Origin of the sequence: Nocardioides turkmenicus, from assembly GCF_011045035.1 — a bacterium.
GTDB lineage: Bacteria > Actinomycetota > Actinomycetes > Propionibacteriales > Nocardioidaceae > Nocardioides > Nocardioides turkmenicus.
In genome coordinates this window covers 283,467-299,372 of sequence record NZ_JAALAA010000004.1, presented here as the reverse complement: position 1 = coordinate 299,372, position 15,906 = coordinate 283,467, and the positions used below count along the sequence as shown (strand labels likewise).

The following is a 15,906-nucleotide window of genomic DNA, read 5'->3' as shown; positions in this document are numbered from 1 at the left end:
GGGTCGGGTTGGGTGGTCAGTCGCGTACGGGCATAGTGGTCCCCCCGGATTCGGCCCGATCGTATCGGTGTACCCCAGGGGATCTGCCACTTCCCGCATTCTGCGTGGTTTCGATCCTCCCACGATCCGGTGAGGACCAGCGTCAAGGAGGGCGGGGTGCCGTCGTTTTGGGTCGGCGGGCGCGCGTGGGCTAACGTTTCCTCTGCTGCACGCGCGAGTGGCGGAATAGGCAGACGCGCACGGTTCAGGTCCGTGTGTCCGAAAGGACGTGGGGGTTCAACTCCCCCCTCGCGCACCACCACGAAGGCCCCGGTCGATGACCGGGGCCTTCGATGTTTTCGGATGATGCCGAGGCGTCCGGCGATGTCACAGAACGATGCGGTGTTCCCGTCTGAGGGGATGAACATCGAGATCATCTGAACATCGGGAGAGAACATGAACATCGCGCTCTGGATCGTCGCCGGCCTCTTCGGCGTCGCCTACGTCGCCGGCGGGATCGTCAAGCTGACGATGCCCTACGAGAAGTACGCGGCGAAGCTGGGCTGGCCGGCGGACTTCACGCCCGGCAACGTGAGGTTCATGGGCGTCCTGGAGATCCTGGGAGGCGTCGGGCTGGTTCTGCCGGGGCTGGCGAACGTGCTGCCGATCCTGGTGCCGATCGCGGCCTCGTGCATGGCGCTCTACATGGCCGGAGCGATCACCGAGCGGTTCCGACGCGGTGAGTACAAGGAGCTGCTCGGCGACCTGCTCTTCCTGGCGGCGATGGTCTTCGTCGCCTGGGGGCGCTTCGGGATCGAGCCGTTCTGAGTCGAGCCCACTTTGAGTGATGCGCTCGCGGGACCGAGTGGCTAGCCTGACGAGATGGAGCGGCCGTGGCCGCTGACCGGGCGGGACGAGGAGCTGCGCAGGGTGGCGGCGGCCATCCGGCCCGGTGCGGCGGGCGTCATCGTTGCGGGTCCGGCAGGGGTGGGAAAGACCCGGCTTGCCCGCGAGGCGCTGGCGGGCTGCGTACGTCATGGGGAGAGCGTGGTCTTCGCCCAGGGCAGCTCGGCCGCCCGACCGTTCCCGCTGGGTGCGTTCGCCGGGCTGCTCGACGTCCCGCCCGGCGAGGCGGCCGAGACGATCGGGCGGGCGCTGGACCAGCTCGCCCGGCAGCTGCCGCTCGTGCTGGCCGTCGACGACGCCCACCTGCTCGACGAGCACTCGGCGATCGTGGTGCACCGGGTGGTGGCGCGGCGGCTGGCGCCGGTGCTGATCACGCTGCGTACCGGGGAACCGGCGCCGGACATCGTGACCTCGCTGTGGAAGGACGACCACCTCCCGCGCCTGGACCTGGCGCCACTGGACGCCGAGGAGAGCACACAGCTGATCGCCCGGGTGCTCGGCGGACCGGTGGACACGGCCTCCGCGCACCGGCTGTGGACGATGACCGAGGGCAGTCCGCTGTTCCTGCGGCACCTGCTGGGCGGCGAGGTGTCGGCGGGGCGGTTCACCGCGGCGTCCGGGATCTGGCGCTGGACCAGCGAGCCGGCGATCTCGCCCGAGCTCGCCGGCCTCCTGGATCGCGAGATCGGGGACCTCGCGGCGGGGGTGCGCGACGTCGTCGACATGGTCGCCCTGGCCGAGCCGGTCGCGGTCCCGACGCTGTCCGCGCTGACCTCGGCGGAGGACCTCGAGGAGGCGGAGACGCGCGGGCTGGTGCGTACGGACGGGGTGGTCGCGCGGCTGGCGCACCCCCTCTACGGCGAGGTACGCCGCGCCGCGATGGGCACGCTGCGGGCCCGTCGGCTCCGCGGACTGGTGGCGCAGACCCTCGACCCAGGGCCCGACCCGATCCCCCGTGCCGTGCTCACCCTCGACTCCGACCTGCCGCCGGATCCGGCGCTGTTCCTGCGGGCTGCTGAGGCGGCGACCCGGATGTACGACCTGCCGCTGGCCGAGCGCCTGGCTCGCGCCGCCGCCGACACCGGCGACCTCGCCGCCCGGGTGGTGCATGCCGCCGCGCTCTCCTGGCTCAGCCGCGGGGAGGAGGCCGAGGCGATCCACGTGGACATCGTGGACGGTGCGCCGGACCCGGGGACCCTCGCGCTGGTGCAGCTGCATCGCGCCGGCAACCTGCTCTTCACGATGGCTCGGCCCGACGAGGCGCGCCGGGCGCTGGCCGCGGCCGAGGACACCGGCGCCGCTCCGGCCCACACCGCCGCCATGTCACTCGTCCTGGACATCGTCGACGGCGAGACCTCGACCGTGCTCGCTCGCGCTCCCGAGCTGCTGCGGAGCGACCTCCCCGACGATCTGGCCGCCATCCTGGTCGCCACCTCTGCCTCGGCGGCCGCCGCCGTCACCGGCGAGCGCGAGGTTCTCGACGAGGCCGCCGTCGCGGGCGGCCTCACCGCCGAGCGGGTGCCCACCGTCATCCCCGGCTTCGGGCTCGCCGACTTCCAGGTGCTCGGGCACCGCCTGGCCGGCACCCCGGACCGGGGTGCGGAGCTGGCCGGGCGGATGCGGGCAGCCTCCGCCGACCTCCCCGGGCCGGCGCGGCTGATGGGTCTCGTCGTCGCAGGTCACGCGGCCCTCGCCTGTGGACGGGTCGACGACGCCCTGGTCGCACTGCGGGAGGCATGGGCCGGGTTCGAGGGATCGGGCCACGAGTTCGGCTACCGCTGCCGTACGTTGCTGGCCACCGCCCTCGCCCAGGCCGGTCGATCAGCGGAGGCCGCCCCGCTCCTGGCGGGCGTGGCGGCCGGGCACCATCCGGCGTACCGGCTCTACCTGCCGGACGACCTCCTCGCGCTGGCCTGGGGTGCGGCGGCGGAGGGCGCGACGACGGAGGCGATCGGCCGTGCGGCCGAGGCGGCGGATCTTGCGCGCGCGGCCGGCTCTCCGGCGTACGAGGTCCTGGCCTGGCAGACCGCGGTCCAGCTCGGCGGTGCGACCGCGGCGGCGACGCGACGGCTGACCTCGCTGGCGGGCTTGGGCCGACGGGCAGAGGCAGCGCTGGCCCATGCCAAGGCGTGGGCCGCCGAGGACGGTGACGCGCTGCTCCGGGCGGCGAACGCCTGGGTCGCGCTCGGTGATCTCGTCGCCGCGGGCGATGCGGCGGCGCAGGCCGCCGACGTGCATCGCCGCGCAGGGCGGCAGGGGTCGGCGCTGACCGCGGCGTCGACCGCCGAGAAGCTGGCCGAGAGATCGGGCGCTCGCACCCCTGCGCTGGCGGTCGCGGCCCGGCCGCTGCCGCTGACCGTCCGCGAGCGCGAGATCGCCGCCCTGGCGGCCCGGGGGCTGACGAACAAGGAGATCGCGGCCCGGCTGACGTTGTCGGTGCGGACCGTCGAGGGCCATCTCTACCGCGCCGGTCACAAGCTCGGCGTCTCCGAGCGGACCGCGCTCGCCGACGTCCTCGGAGTCGAGTAGCGCACTACTCGCGCCCCGCTGGCTCCGGCGGCTGATGCTCAGAAGCACCCAACCCAAGGAGGAGCCATGAGCACCACCTACGTACGGCCCGACGAGGGCCAGCACTATCCGATGATCGATGGCGACCATGTCGCGAAGGCCGCCGTCAAGGACGACCTCGGGGCCTTCGAGGTCTTCGAGGTGATCGCCCCGGCCGCGCCGATGGCGCCCCCGCACGTCTCACCGTGGAGCGGGGTGCTGTACCTGCTCGAGGGCCGGGTCACGGCGTACGTCGACGGCAAGCCCTACGACGTCGAGCCCGGCGGGCTGGTCGTCTTCCCCACCGGCACTCCGGCGACCTTCGAGGTCATCGGCGACTCGGCCCGCTTCCTCGCGATCGTGACCGGAGACCGTGCCCGACGTTTCTTCGCCGACTTCTCCAGCTCCGTCCGCGCGGACCTTCCGGCCGCCGACTCGCTGGCCGCGATCCTCTCCGTCACCGAGCGCCACGGCGTCGGGCTCGCGGGCGGATGATTCACGTGGAACCACGAAGGGCCTGCCCCGGACGCCGGCGTCACGCCGTGGTCCGGAACAGGCCCTGGTCAGGTCGGTGAAGACCTGTCAGAGGTCGCGCTTGACCTCGTCGGTGTGCGGAAGGTCGGGGCTGCGTCGCAGGTTGACCACGGCGACGGCCAGGCCTCCCCAGATGATCAGCATCGCGACGAGCATCATGACGATGGCGCTGCCACTCATGACCGTGCTCCCTTCTCGTTGAAGTGAACGTTGGACAGGGCTTCGGGGTCTCGCCACTTGGACTGAGCGGCCAGGAAGCCGAAGACGATCACGGCCGCAGCCGCGCCCCAGCCGAAGACGCCGAGCATCCAGGCCGGGTATCCGCCGTAGGGGGTCTTCACGTCCTCCCAGAACGCGAGCCCGAGGACGAGCACCAGGCCGATCGGGGCCACGATGCTGATCAGGACCCGCCACCAGGCGCCGACGACGATCGAGCTGCCGTCGGACAGGTGGTCGCTGAAGGTCGGCAGCACCCGCAGGCCCCAGCTCAGGACCAGCATCGAGATCACGGCGACGAGCAGGATGCCGAACTGGTTGATGAAGTGGTCGAGGATGTCGAGCACGTAGAGACCGCTCGTGGTGGAGAAGAACACCAGGCTGATCACGGCCATCGGCACGGTGACCGCGATGGTGGCGCCCTTGCGGGTCATCTCGAACTTGTCACGTACGCCGGAGATCACGACCTCGATGACGGACACCAGCGAGGTGAAGCCCGCGATCACGAGCGAGGCGAAGAAGAGCACGCCGATCAGCGCGCCTGCCGGCGCTTCGCTGATGATCGCCGGGAAGGCGACGAACGCCAGGCCGACGCCCGAGGTGGCGACCTCGCCGACAGCGACCCCGCTGGCCTGCGCCATGAAGCCGAGAGCCGCGAAGACGCCGATGCCCGCGAGCAGCTCGAAGCTCGAGTTGGCGAAACCGACGACCAGCCCCGAGCCCGGCATGTCGGTGTGCTTGTGGACGTAGGAGGCGTAGGTGATCATGATGCCGAAGCCGATCGACAGCGAGAAGAAGATCTGGCCGTACGCCGCAGCCCAGACCGTCGCGTCGGTCAGCGCTCCCCAGTTGGGCGTGAAGAGGGCGTCGAGGCCCTCCGCCGCGCCCGGCAGGAAGAGCGAGCGGACCACCAGGATGCCGAAGGCGATCACCAGGACCGGGATGAAGATGACCGAGGTCGCGCCGATGCCCTTCTGCACGCCGAGCAGCATCACGATCAGGATCGCGGCCCACACCAGGAGCAGCGGGATCAGCACCCCCCACACCGGGGTGGCGTCCACGCCCGGGTCGCCCGCCTTGAGGAACTCACCGAAGAAGAACCCCTCCGGGTCGTCGCCCCAGGCCTCGTTGACGCTGAAGATCGTGTAGCGCACCGCCCATGCCATCACCGCCGCGTAGTAGACGGCGATCATGAAGCAGATGCCGACCTGCCACCAGCCCAGCCCCTCGGTGCCCCGGCGGAGCCGCGCGAAGGAGAGCGGTGCCGAACCGCGGAAGCGGTGGCCCAGCGCGTAGTCGAGGAAGAGGAACGGAATTCCTGCCGTCAGCAGCGCGACGATGTAGGGGATGACGAAGGCGCCACCACCGTTCTCGTAGGCGACGTAGGGGAACCGCCAGATGTTGCCCAGTCCCACGGCGGATCCGATCGCCGCGAAGATGAAGACCTGCCGCGAGGAGAATGCCCCGCGTTTTGCTGCCGCACCGTCTTGCACGCCCTCAGGTGTCGTGCTCATATCCGCCTCCTTGTTCTGATGCGCGTGGCGCTTGTGGCGCCAAACTACCGCTGGCGACGCTTGTGACGCCGATCACACCATAGGCATTCGGCTGGCAGCGGTCCACGTCGGGGCTCGTTCGGCAGTCCCCGGGTGCTCTCGAAACCCCGACTGCGCCGCGTCTCAGGTCGTCCGGCTGCGTCGCCGTGACCGTACGCTCGGCACCAGGAGGCTGAGCATGATCTGGCGCGGGGTGAGCGGCGGGACGTCGATGGGGTGGGCCGCGTCGGGGCGGAACGCGTCGAGGTAGAAGGCCAGGTTGCGCCGCCAGGCCTCGGGGGCGGCGGCCCCGGTCACCTCGATCACCTTGCTGGTGGAGAGGACGACGAAGAGTAGGTCCTCGGGGGCCAGGTCGGCGCGGACGGCTCCCGCGTCGACGGCGCGGTGCACCACGGACTCGATGGCCTGCTGGATCTCCGTACGCAGCACCGCGAGCTCGGAGCCGCCCTCGAAGTGGGTGGACATCAGGTTCACATACCCGGAGGCGGAGGCCTCCAGCTCGCAGCTCGAGGTGAGGTAGGCGACGAGTCCGTCCCACGGGTCCTCGGCCGACAACGCCGCCTGGGCGGCGGCGAGGTGGGCCTGCAGCGGCTCGGTGAGGACGGACTTCCAGAGCTCGACCCGGTCGGGGAAGTGCCGGTAGAGCGTGCCGGAGCCGACGCCTGCCTCGCTCGCGATGTGGTCGAGGGGCGCGTGGATGCCGTCGCGCTGGAAGACGGCCTGAGCCGCCGCGATGATCCGCTCCCGGTTGCGGATGCTGTCGCGCCGCTCGGCCCGGCCCGGCCGTCGGAGGCGCGTCTGGCTCGCAGCTCGTTCCGGACGGTCGTCGCGATCGCTCGGGCACCCCATGGCGTCAGCCTACGTCGACGCCGGGAATACCGGGGACCACTCCCCGATTCCTATACCGGAGACAACAGTCCGGATCATTAGGAGACCATTCCCATGTTCATCGCCACGCTCGTCCTGAGCATCCTGTTCGCCCTGCTGCTGCTGTTCTCGGCGTACGGCAAGCTGACCCGCAACCCCGCCCAGGCCGAGACCCTGGAGAAGGTGGGCGCCACCCGGATCGTGCCGATCCTGGCCCTGCTCGAGATCGCCGGCGCCGCCGGCCTGATCATCGGGCTGTTCTGGTGGCCGCTCGGTGTCGCGGCCGCGATCGGCACGACGCTGTACTTCATCGGCGCGGTCATCGCGCACGTGCGAGTGCGTGACAAGGCCATCGCTCCCGCCGCGGTCCTCGCGGTCGTCTCGGTCGCGATCATCGCGCTGCGTACGGTCTCGGCCTGAGCGGCGCCTGGATGCGCGCGGAGCCAGCCGGGGCTACCTGCGTTGCTCGGCCGCGGCGAACTCCGCGCGCATCCAGGCACACCACTCCAACGCCGTACGTCGCGACCGGATGCCTCCTTCGAGCGTGATCCGGCTGGCGAACAGCGGGTTCGAGGGGTCGCGGACCCCGGGATCGCCGGAGATCTCGGCCAGCTCGTCGAGGTAGCGGTCGAGGACGCTCCGGTGGGCGGCCTCGAGACGGCTGACCAGCTCGACGGCCGCGGCGGGCGCCACGGTCCAGATCGACCACAGCCGGAGGACCTCCAGGTCCCGGACCGGCTGCGGCTCGAGGTCGCCGACCACCCAGGCGGCCAGGGCGGCCTGGCCGGTCTCGGTGATCCGGTAGCGCTTCGTCGGCCGGGGTCCGGCGCCCTCGATGACCTCGTGCTCGACCAGCCCGGAGGCGTCGAGGCGATTCAGCTCCGGGTAGATCTGCGAGTGGCGGGCGGTCCAGAAGTAGCCGATCGGCTGGCGCATCCGCTGCGCGACCTCGTAGCCGTTGCAGGCGCGTCGCGCCAGCAGGCCGAGGATCGCGAAGCCGAGGTTGGAAGTCGCTGCAGCGGGGTCGGGCATATGTCAATATTGACATATGAGGAGCGTGAAGGGCGTAGCGGCAGGCATGGCGGTCGCAGGCATGCTGCTGGCGGGCTGCGGGACCGACGGCGGTGCGGAGAACAGCGCCGGCGAGGCGAAGGGGTCGGGGCCCGTGCTTCCGACCGACGGTCCCTACCTCGAGGGCGAGCTCGCCGGCTGCTTCCTGCCGGAGACCGATGCCGCGGTGGAGCCGACGCAGGTCGCCGGACCCGGGCTCACCCTGCCGGCCATCCGGTTCACGCCCCCGGAGGGCGAGGATCCGTCGGCGGTGCTGGTGATGCTCCACCAGACCGACGGCGACCGCTGCGGCTGGGGTGACTTCGCGATCCTGGCGGCGCTGCGAGGCGTCGCCGGCCTCTCGTACGACCAGTGCGGCTACGGCGCGGCCGACTGCCGGATCAAGGATCCCGACGACCCGGTGCCGCAGGTGCGGGCCGCGCTGAGCGAGGTCGAGAAGCACTGGCCCGGCGTGCCGGTCGTGCTGGTCGGGGCCTCGATGGGCGGCAGCCAGACCGTGCGCGCCGTCGCTGCCGGAGTCGACGTCGACGGCTGGGTCGACCTGTCGGGCCCGTCGACCTGGGCGGGGGTCGACCTGGCCTCGGTGGCCGACGCGATCACGACGCCGGGCCTGGTCGCCGTCTCCGAGGACGCCGACGGCGCCGAGGAGGCCGAGGCCGCCCGAGCGCTGGCGGAGGCGACGTCCTCGGAGTTCCTGCCCGCGGACGCCGGGCACGGCTGGGAGCTGGTCGTCGAGGAGGGCAGGCTCTCGACGATCGGTCAGCAGATCGTCACGTACGCCACGGAGTGATCGGGGCTCTCGTTCCAGCGGGCCTCTTGCGCACCTGCCGCCCAGAACTCTAATGTGACCGGGGTCACGAAATCGTTATCGACAACGATCTCTACCCAAGGAGACGCAATGAAGAGGTACGCGCGGCCCGGCCTGCTCTCGCTGGCGGCACTCGCCACATCGATCTGTCTGGCACCTGCTTCCCCCGCGGCTGCGGGCGTGGCAGCCGGCTGGCAGCCGGACACGCTGCGCGAGGCCGCGCCGGACGGGTTCGTCGTCGGTACCGCAGTGGCAGGCGGCGGCCACCACGAGGACATGCCGTACCCCGACCCGTTCCCGAACGACCGCAAGTACCGCCACCTCGTGGCCAAGGAGTTCAGCTCCGTCTCGCCCGAGAACCAGATGAAGTGGGAGTTCATCCACCCCGAGCCCGACGTCTACGACTTCGGTCCGGCGGACGCGATCGTGAAGTTCGCCGCCCAGCACGATCAGCAGGTCCGCGGTCACACGCTGATGTGGCACAGCCAGAACCCGGAGTGGCTCGAGCAGGGCGACTACACGCCCGAGGAGCTGCGTACGATCCTGCGCGACCACATCAAGACGGTCGTCGGCCGCTACGCGGGACAGATCGACCAGTGGGATGTGGCCAACGAGATCTTCGACGGCTCCGGCAACCTGCGTACGTCCGAGAACATCTGGATCCGCGAGCTCGGTCCAGGGATCATCGCCGACGCCTTCCGCTGGACGCACGAGGCCGACCCTGACGCGCTGCTGTTCTTCAACGACTACGGCGTGGAGAGCATCAACGCGAAGAGCGACGCCTACTACCGGCTGGTCCAGGAGCTGAAGGCCGACGGCGTGCCGGTGGACGGGTTCTCCGTCCAGGGCCACCTGAGCACCCGCTACGGGTTCCCGGGCGACCTGCAGGCAAACCTGGAGCGCTTCGACGCCCTCGGGCTGGAGACCGCGGTCACCGAGCTCGATGTACGCATGGACCTGCCGAACGACGCCGAGCCGACGCCCGAGCAGGAGGCCGTCCAGGCGAGCTACTACCAGCGTTTCCTGCAGGCGTGCCTGGCCGTGGAGAACTGCGACTCGTTCACGCTGTGGGGCTTCACCGACAAGTACTCCTGGGTGCCGGTCTTCTTCCCTGACGAGGGCTCGGCGACGGTGATGACCGAGGAGTTCGAGCGCAAGCCGGCGTACGACTCGCTGCTCGAGACCCTGAACGCCGCCCGGTTGGCGCAGCGATGAGTGGTCGGGCGGGGTGGGCCCGTGCAGTCGCGGCCGCGCTGCTCGGCACCGCCCTGATCTCGGGGCCCTTCCGCGACCATTCCCCGGCGACGGCGGACCAGGCGAGCCCGGCCACCCGTCACTGGGTCCATACCTGGACGGCGATGCCGCAGCTGACCGAGCCCCACAACATGCCGCCGGCTCCGTTCACCGACGGCGACACAGTGCTCCGCGACGCGACCCTGCGGCAGACCATCCACGTCTCCGTCGGTGGCGACAGGCTGCGCCTGCGCTTCTCGAACGCGTTCGGTGGTGCTCCGCTGCCCATCACCAAGGCCGTGGTCGCCCTCCCCCAGGACGGTCGCGCCGGGGTCAGCGGCATCGTTCCCGGCTCCTCGAAGCAGCTCACCTTCAGCGGTCGGCCGTCCACGGTCATCCCCGCCGGAGCCCAGTACGTCACCGACCCGGTCAAGCTCGACGTGGCACCGCAGTCCAACCTGACCGTGTCCGTCCACCTCGCCGAGGGCCAGGCATCGAGCAGCATCACGTCGCACCCGGGCTCGCGTACGAGCTCGTACCTGCTCGCCGGTGACCACGCCGAGGAGACGGACCTGCCGGGCGCGACCCGCACCGACCACTGGTACTTCCTCAGCGGTGCGGAGATCCTGTCGTCGGAGACGACCGCCGCGGTGGCGATGCTCGGCGACTCGCTGACCGACGGGCGCGGGTCGACCACCAACGGCAACGACCGCTGGCCGGACCGGCTGCTCGCCCGGCTCCAGGACAACCCCGAGACCCAGGACGTCGCCGTGCTCAACCAGGCGGCCGGCGGGAACCGGGTGCTCGCCGACGGGCTCGGGCCCAACGCCCTCGGCCGGCTCGACCGAGACGTGCTGGCGCACAGCGGGGTCAGGTGGCTGGTCGTCCTCCACGGCATCAACGACATCGGCACCGCGGAGGCGACGCCGGAGGCGCAGCACGCGGTGGTGAACGAGCTGATCGCGGCGTACGAGCAGATCATGACCCGCGCCCACGCCGACGGGATCCGGGTCTACGGGGCCACCCTGCTGCCGTTCGGGGGCAGCTTCTACGACGACGCCGGCGGTCACCGCGAAGCAGCGCGTCAGCGCGTGAACGAGTGGATCCGGACCAGCGACGGCTTCGACGAGGTGGTCGACCTCGAGCGCGCCGTCGCTGACCCCGCCGACCCCGGCCGGCTGCGGCCCGAGTTCGACGACGGCGACCACCTGCATCTCAACCCGGCCGGCTACGACGCGCTCGGCGCGGCCGTACCGACCTCGCTCTTCGAGCGGGTCAGCCCCCGATAACGGCGTCGGGGGTCACCGACCGGGAAAGGTGGCGACCGGGAGCACGATCGCGAGGCGCTCGGCGGCGGCTCGCAGGTGCGGCAGCAGCTCGATCATCCGGGCCATCTCCATCCGGTAGGACGGTGCGGCGATCGACACAGCGGCGATGGCATGGCCGTCGGGGTCGAGGACGGGGACGCCGAGCGCGCGGATGCCGATCTCGTGCTCCTCGTCGGCGACGGCGTACCCCTGCTCGTGCACCTGGTCGATCATCTCCGCGAACGCGGCGCGGTCGGAGATCGTGCGCGGCGTCTTGGCGACCAGGTCGAGCCCGTCGACGAGGCCCTTCCGCTCAGGGTCGGGTGCGAACGCCACCAGCACCTTCCCCATCGACGTGCAGTGCAGCGGGCCGAGGCCGCCGGGGGTCCCGATCACGCTGACCTGCTGCGGGCCCTGGACGTGGTGGACGTAGAGCTGGTTGTGGTGGGAGCGGACCGACATCAGCGACGTCTCGCGGGTCTGCTCGGTGAGCTCCTCGAGCGCGGGGAGGGCTGAGCCGGCGAAGCCACGGCGGTGGGCGACGTACTGTGCCAGCGAGAAGACCTTGAGGCCGAGGGAGTAGCGCTTGCTGTCCTCGTCGAAGGTCGCGTAGCCGTCGCGGATCAGCGCAGCCGCGAGCCGGTGGCAGGTGCTGAGCGGGAAGCCGGTCTCCCGGCTGAGCGTGGAGAGCGGTACGCCGGAGGGGTAGGCGCTGAGGTGGTCCAGGAGCAGTAGCGCCTTGCCGACCATGTCCCGCTTGGCGCCGTCGGTCGTGTCGTCCATGGCGTCGATTCTTCCATATCGTGGAAGCGATATCTGAAAGATGGAAGGAACTCGTTGACGAGGTGATGTGGCCGCCGCCACACTCGCATGGTGAAAGTGACTTCCGCCACGCGGGAGTGATCGAAAGGACCCCCGATGACCACCTCCGATCTCCGCGCCGACTCAGGCGCGACGTTGGGCACGCAGCGCTGGGCGCGGCTGCTGCCTATCGTCTTCATCACCTACAGCCTCGCCTACCTCGACCGCTCCAACTTCTCCATCGGCATCGCCGGCGGCATGGAGGAGGACCTGGCCATCACCCCGGCGGTCTCCGCGCTCATCGGTGCGGCGTTCTTCCTCGGCTACTTCGTCTTCCAGATCCCGGGAGCGATCTACGCCGAGCGGCGCAGCGTACGGTCGCTGATCTTCTGGAGCCTGATCGCCTGGGGCCTGCTCGCCTCGGTGCAGGGCCTGCTCAGCTCGGCGACGGCTCTGATCGTCGTACGCTTCCTGATCGGCGTCGTCGAGGCCGCGGTGCTGCCGGCGATGGTGATCTTCCTCAGCCACTGGTTCACCAGCCGCGAGCGCGGACGTGCCAACACCTTCCTCATCCTCGGCAACCCGGTCACCGTGCTGTGGCTGACGGTCGTGTCCGGCTTCCTCATCGAGGCGACCGACTGGCGGTGGATGTTCATCATCGAGGGTCTGCCCGCGGTCGCCTGGGCGTTCGTCTTCCGGGCCATGGTCAGCGACCACCCCGAGCAGGCGACGTGGCTCAACCCCGCCGAGCGCGACGCGGTCGTCGAGCAGCTCAACCACGAGCAGCGGGCGCTGACCCCGGTCAAGGGCTACGGCGAGGCCTTCCGCTCGCGCAACGTCATCCTGCTCTCGCTGCAGTACTTCCTGTGGAGCGTCGGCGTCTACGGCTTCGTCTTCTGGCTGCCCTCGATCGTGAAGGCCGCCTCCGGCGAGGGCATCGGGATGTCCGGCCTCATCTCCGGGATCCCGTACGTCCTCGCGGTGGTGCTGATGATCGTCAACAGCCGCGCTTCGGACCGCGCCGGGACGCGGGGTCGGTTCGTGTGGCCGTGGCTGCTGGTGGGCGCGGTCGCCTTCTACGGGTCCTACCTGCTCGGGCCCGACCAGTTCTGGTTCTCCTTCATCCTGCTCACCCTCGCCGGCGGCGCGATGTACGCGCCCTACGGTCCCTACTTCGCGCAGATCCCGGAGTTCCTGCCGCGGAACGTCGCCGGGGCGGCGATCGCGCTGATCAACTCCTTCGGTGCGCTCGGCGGGTTCGCGGGCAGCTACCTGGTCGGCTGGCTGAACGGCACCACCGGGAGCACCGCTGCGTCGTTCCTGCTGATGGCGGGCTGCCTGGCGCTGTCGGCCGTGGTGATGCTGCTGGTCAAGGCGCCCGCTGCCGAGGCTGCGCCGGAGCCGGCTCGATGAGGATCGCCCGGATCGAGCATGCTGGCGGGATCGACCATGCGGTGGCCGAGGCTGAGGGCTACCGGCTGATCGAGGACGTGTACGCCGACGAGATCCGCTGCCTGGACCGGTGGGTGCCTGGTGCCGAGGCCCGGCTGCTGGCCCCGGTCGAGCCGCGCACGGTGGTCGGGATGGCGCACAACACCGGGCCGGGCGACCGGCTGCTGCCGCCGCAGGCGTTCCTCAAGCCGTCCCGGTCGGTGATCGGACCCGGCGAGCCGGTGCCGGTCGCGGCCGACCTCGGGCTGGTCCACGCGGAGGCCGAGGTCGCGGTCGTGATCGGTCGCGCCGGCACGGTGCTGGGCTACACGGTCGCCAACGACGTCACCGGGCGCGACCTGCAGGCCCAGGACTCGCTGTGGACGCAGGCCAAGGGGCAGCGGGGGTTCACCCCGCTGGGCCCCTGGATCGAGACCGATCTCGAACCGGCCGGTGCTGCCGTGGGTCTCGCGGTCGACGACGAGGTCGCACCAGCGGCGGACACGGGCCAGCTGGCGAGAGGCGTCGCCGAGGTGGTGGCATGGGTCAGCGGCTTCCTGCCGCTCGGGCCGGGCGACGTGATCCTGACCGGCGCCCCCGGCGCCAGCCTCGAGATCCGGCCCGGACAGCAGGTGACGGCGAGCGTCGCGGGCATCGGGGAGCTGGTCAACCCGGTGGTCGAGGGCGTTCATGGGCGGCGTACGGAGAGAGGTGCGGCATGACCGGCATCGACACCGGCTTGGATGCGGTCACCTTCGGTGAGGCGATGGCCATGTTCGTCGCCCAGGAGAGCGGGCCGCTGCACCGGGCGAGGACATTCGTGCAGGCGACCGCCGGGGCGGAGACCAATGTCGCGACCGGCCTGGCTCGGCTCGGACATCGGTCCGGCTGGGTCGGGCATCTGGGCGACGACCCGCTCGGCCTGTTCGTCGAGGAGGAGCTCCGCAGCTGCGGGATCGACCTGACGCGGGTCGATTTCGACGACAGCGCACCCACCGGCTTCCAGCTGAAGTCGCGGGCCGACGGGGGCGACCCGGAGGTGGTCTACTTCCGGCGCGGGTCCGCGGGGAGCCGGCTGGCGTGGAGCGAGCCGATGGGGACGTACGTCTCCTCGGCGCGACACCTCCACCTGACCGGCATCCCGCTGGCGATCTCCGAGACGGCGCGCGACTTCGCCTTCCAGGCGGTGGCGGCGGCTCGGGCGGGCGGCGCGAGCGTGTCGTTCGACCCGAACCTGCGGCCGTCGCTGTGGGCGAGCGAGCAGGAGATGGTCGCGGTCGTCAACGAGGTCGCGGCGCTCGCCGACTGGGTGCTGCCGGGTGTCGAGGAGGGTCGGGTGCTGACCGGCCACGGCGACCCGGCGCGTATCGCCGAGCACTATCTCGCCTCCGGCGTCACCCGGGTGGTCGTGAAGAACGGCTGTGAGGGGGCCGTCGCGTTCGGCCCGGACGGCACGGTCCGGCAGCCCGCTTTCGAGGTCGACGTGATGGACACCGTCGGGGCCGGCGACGGCTTCGCCGCCGGCCTGATCAGTGCCCACCTGGACGGGCTGGAGATCGGCTCGGCGCTCGAGCGGGCCGCCGCGGTGGGTGCCCTGGCCACCACCTCCGCCGGCGACAAGGACGGCCTGCCGGGCCGGGAGCGGCTGGACCGCTTCCTGGCGACCGGATCGGTGGCCGCATGACATCAGTGAAAGGAACCGACTCGATGCGCGTACTCGTGCCGTGGGCACACCTCGAGGACCAGATGGGCGGCTGGCCGGACGGACTGCGGGTGGAGATCTACGACGGCACCGGCGCTCCACCGGCCGACGTCTCCGACGTGGAGCTCTACGTGCTCCCGTACGGCAAGAGCGCCGGACGGGACCTGCTGCCGCGGATGCCCGCGCTCCGTGCCGTACAGAGCCTGAGCGCGGGGGTGGAGAAGGTGCTCCCGCTCATCGGTCCCGAGGTCACGCTCTGCAACGGGCGGGGCCTGCACGACGCCAGCGCCGCCGAGCACGGGCTCGGCCTGATCCTCGCGGCGCAACGGGAGCTGCCCCGCTGGGTGCGCGACCAGGACGCCGGCCGCTGGCAGCCGGAGCACACCCGGTCGCTGGCCGACTCGCGGGTCGTGATCGTCGGGTACGGGTCGATCGGCGCCGCGCTCGAGCAGCGGCTGCTTGCGTGCGAGGCCGAGGTGGTGCGGGTCGCGTCCAGGGCGGACGCCGACCGGGAGGTGCACGGCGTGGACGAGCTGCCCGCCCTGCTGCCGACCGCCGACATCGTGGCGCTCACGCTCCCGGAGAACCCCGGCACGATCGGCCTGATCGGCGCCGAGCAGCTCGCGCTGCTGCCCGACGGCGCGCTGGTGGTGAACATCGGCCGGGGCCGCACCCTCGACACCGACGCGCTCCTCGCCGAGCTCGCCACCGGCCGGCTGTGGGCCGCGCTCGACGTCGTCGACCCAGAGCCGCTCCCCGCCGACCACCCGCTCTGGTCGGCGCCGGGGGCGATCGTCACGCCGCACGTCGGCGGCGGCGCGGCGACCTTCTACCCGCGCGCCGAGCGCCTCGTGGCCGAGCAGCTGCGGCGCTTCGCCGAGGGGCGCCCGCTGCTCAACGTGGTGCCCCGACCGGGGGTCGCGACACCTCCCTGATCCTGCCCGCAAGACT

General features: G+C 71.2%; 16 protein-coding genes and 1 tRNA gene. 12 read left to right on the top strand and 5 right to left on the bottom strand.

The window, feature by feature from the left end:
* The first annotated feature begins 211 nt into the window (after positions 1 to 211).
* The 4 genes from G5C66_RS06835 to G5C66_RS06820 all read left to right on the top strand — a co-directional run bounded on the left by G5C66_RS06835 (position 212) and on the right by G5C66_RS06820 (position 3,927).
* Positions 212 to 298: transfer RNA gene (locus G5C66_RS06835), tRNA-Leu, on the top strand.
* A gap of 137 nt (positions 299 to 435) precedes the next feature.
* A complete protein-coding gene (locus G5C66_RS06830) occupies positions 436 to 807 on the top strand; it encodes a DoxX family protein (protein ID WP_165110210.1) in 372 nt (123 codons plus the stop codon).
* Between the two features lie 54 nt (positions 808 to 861).
* The gene (locus tag G5C66_RS06825) at positions 862 to 3,414 is read left to right on the top strand and encodes a helix-turn-helix transcriptional regulator (protein ID WP_165110209.1); all 2,553 of its coding nucleotides are present in this window, start codon (positions 862 to 864) and stop codon (positions 3,412 to 3,414) included.
* A gap of 66 nt (positions 3,415 to 3,480) precedes the next feature.
* Complete coding sequence (locus tag G5C66_RS06820; protein WP_165110208.1) at positions 3,481 to 3,927, top strand: cupin domain-containing protein; 447 nt, start codon at positions 3,481 to 3,483, stop codon at positions 3,925 to 3,927.
* An 87-nt stretch (positions 3,928 to 4,014) separates the two neighbouring features.
* On the opposite strand, the gene G5C66_RS06815 is transcribed toward G5C66_RS06820, so the two are convergent.
* The 3 genes from G5C66_RS06815 to G5C66_RS06805 form a co-directional block, all read right to left on the bottom strand.
* Positions 4,015 to 4,146 (bottom strand): methionine/alanine import family NSS transporter small subunit, encoded by a 132-nt coding sequence (locus tag G5C66_RS06815; protein ID WP_165110207.1) that lies wholly within the window; start codon positions 4,144 to 4,146, stop codon positions 4,015 to 4,017.
* Positions 4,143 to 5,696: a sodium-dependent transporter gene (locus G5C66_RS06810; RefSeq protein ID WP_165110206.1), complete on the bottom strand. Its 1,554-nt coding sequence runs from the start codon at positions 5,694 to 5,696 to the stop codon at positions 4,143 to 4,145. The genes G5C66_RS06815 and G5C66_RS06810 overlap by 4 nt, the downstream gene beginning before the upstream one ends.
* Positions 5,697 to 5,858: 162 nt before the next feature.
* A complete protein-coding gene (locus G5C66_RS06805) occupies positions 5,859 to 6,584 on the bottom strand; it encodes a TetR/AcrR family transcriptional regulator (RefSeq protein ID WP_165110205.1) in 726 nt (241 codons plus the stop codon).
* Positions 6,585 to 6,677: 93 nt separating this feature from the next.
* Here G5C66_RS06805 and G5C66_RS06800 point away from each other — a divergent pair, with 93 nt between their 5' ends.
* Positions 6,678 to 7,022: a DoxX family protein gene (locus tag G5C66_RS06800; RefSeq protein WP_165110204.1), complete on the top strand. Its 345-nt coding sequence runs from the start codon at positions 6,678 to 6,680 to the stop codon at positions 7,020 to 7,022.
* A 33-nt stretch (positions 7,023 to 7,055) separates the two neighbouring features.
* Here the strand turns inward: G5C66_RS06800 and G5C66_RS06795 are convergent, their stop codons facing one another.
* Positions 7,056 to 7,634: a PadR family transcriptional regulator gene (locus G5C66_RS06795; protein WP_165110203.1), complete on the bottom strand. Its 579-nt coding sequence runs from the start codon at positions 7,632 to 7,634 to the stop codon at positions 7,056 to 7,058.
* Positions 7,635 to 7,650: 16 nt separating this feature from the next.
* Here G5C66_RS06795 and G5C66_RS06790 point away from each other — a divergent pair, with 16 nt between their 5' ends.
* From G5C66_RS06790 to G5C66_RS06780, 3 genes are all read left to right on the top strand, one after another.
* A complete protein-coding gene (locus G5C66_RS06790) occupies positions 7,651 to 8,463 on the top strand; it encodes an alpha/beta hydrolase (RefSeq protein ID WP_165110202.1) in 813 nt (270 codons plus the stop codon).
* Between the two features lie 108 nt (positions 8,464 to 8,571).
* Positions 8,572 to 9,696, top strand: coding sequence for an endo-1,4-beta-xylanase (locus tag G5C66_RS06785; protein WP_165110201.1), 1,125 nt, complete (start codon positions 8,572 to 8,574; stop codon positions 9,694 to 9,696).
* Positions 9,693 to 11,003, top strand: a complete 1,311-nt coding sequence (locus G5C66_RS06780; protein WP_165110200.1) for an SGNH/GDSL hydrolase family protein — start codon at positions 9,693 to 9,695, stop codon at positions 11,001 to 11,003. The genes G5C66_RS06785 and G5C66_RS06780 overlap by 4 nt, the downstream gene beginning before the upstream one ends.
* A 12-nt stretch (positions 11,004 to 11,015) precedes the next feature.
* Here the strand turns inward: G5C66_RS06780 and G5C66_RS06775 are convergent, their stop codons facing one another.
* The gene (locus G5C66_RS06775) at positions 11,016 to 11,804 is read right to left on the bottom strand and encodes an IclR family transcriptional regulator (RefSeq protein ID WP_165110199.1); all 789 of its coding nucleotides are present in this window, start codon (positions 11,802 to 11,804) and stop codon (positions 11,016 to 11,018) included.
* Between the two features lie 135 nt (positions 11,805 to 11,939).
* Between G5C66_RS06775 and G5C66_RS06770 the strand changes: the two genes are divergently transcribed.
* Genes G5C66_RS06770 through G5C66_RS06755 form a run of 4 tightly spaced genes read left to right on the top strand, consistent with a single transcriptional unit; the run spans position 11,940 to position 15,890 of the window.
* Positions 11,940 to 13,235: an MFS transporter gene (locus G5C66_RS06770; RefSeq protein WP_165110198.1), complete on the top strand. Its 1,296-nt coding sequence runs from the start codon at positions 11,940 to 11,942 to the stop codon at positions 13,233 to 13,235.
* Positions 13,232 to 13,975: a fumarylacetoacetate hydrolase family protein gene (locus tag G5C66_RS06765; protein WP_165110197.1), complete on the top strand. Its 744-nt coding sequence runs from the start codon at positions 13,232 to 13,234 to the stop codon at positions 13,973 to 13,975. The genes G5C66_RS06770 and G5C66_RS06765 overlap by 4 nt, the downstream gene beginning before the upstream one ends.
* Positions 13,972 to 14,937 carry a sugar kinase gene (locus tag G5C66_RS06760; protein ID WP_206443787.1) on the top strand — a complete coding sequence of 322 codons (966 nt, stop codon included), beginning with the start codon at positions 13,972 to 13,974 and terminating at the stop codon, positions 14,935 to 14,937. Before G5C66_RS06765 ends, G5C66_RS06760 begins: the two co-directional genes overlap by 4 nt.
* Positions 14,938 to 14,960: 23 nt before the next feature.
* Positions 14,961 to 15,890, top strand: a complete 930-nt coding sequence (locus G5C66_RS06755) for a 2-hydroxyacid dehydrogenase (RefSeq protein ID WP_206443786.1) — start codon at positions 14,961 to 14,963, stop codon at positions 15,888 to 15,890.
* Positions 15,891 to 15,906 lie beyond the last annotated feature (16 nt).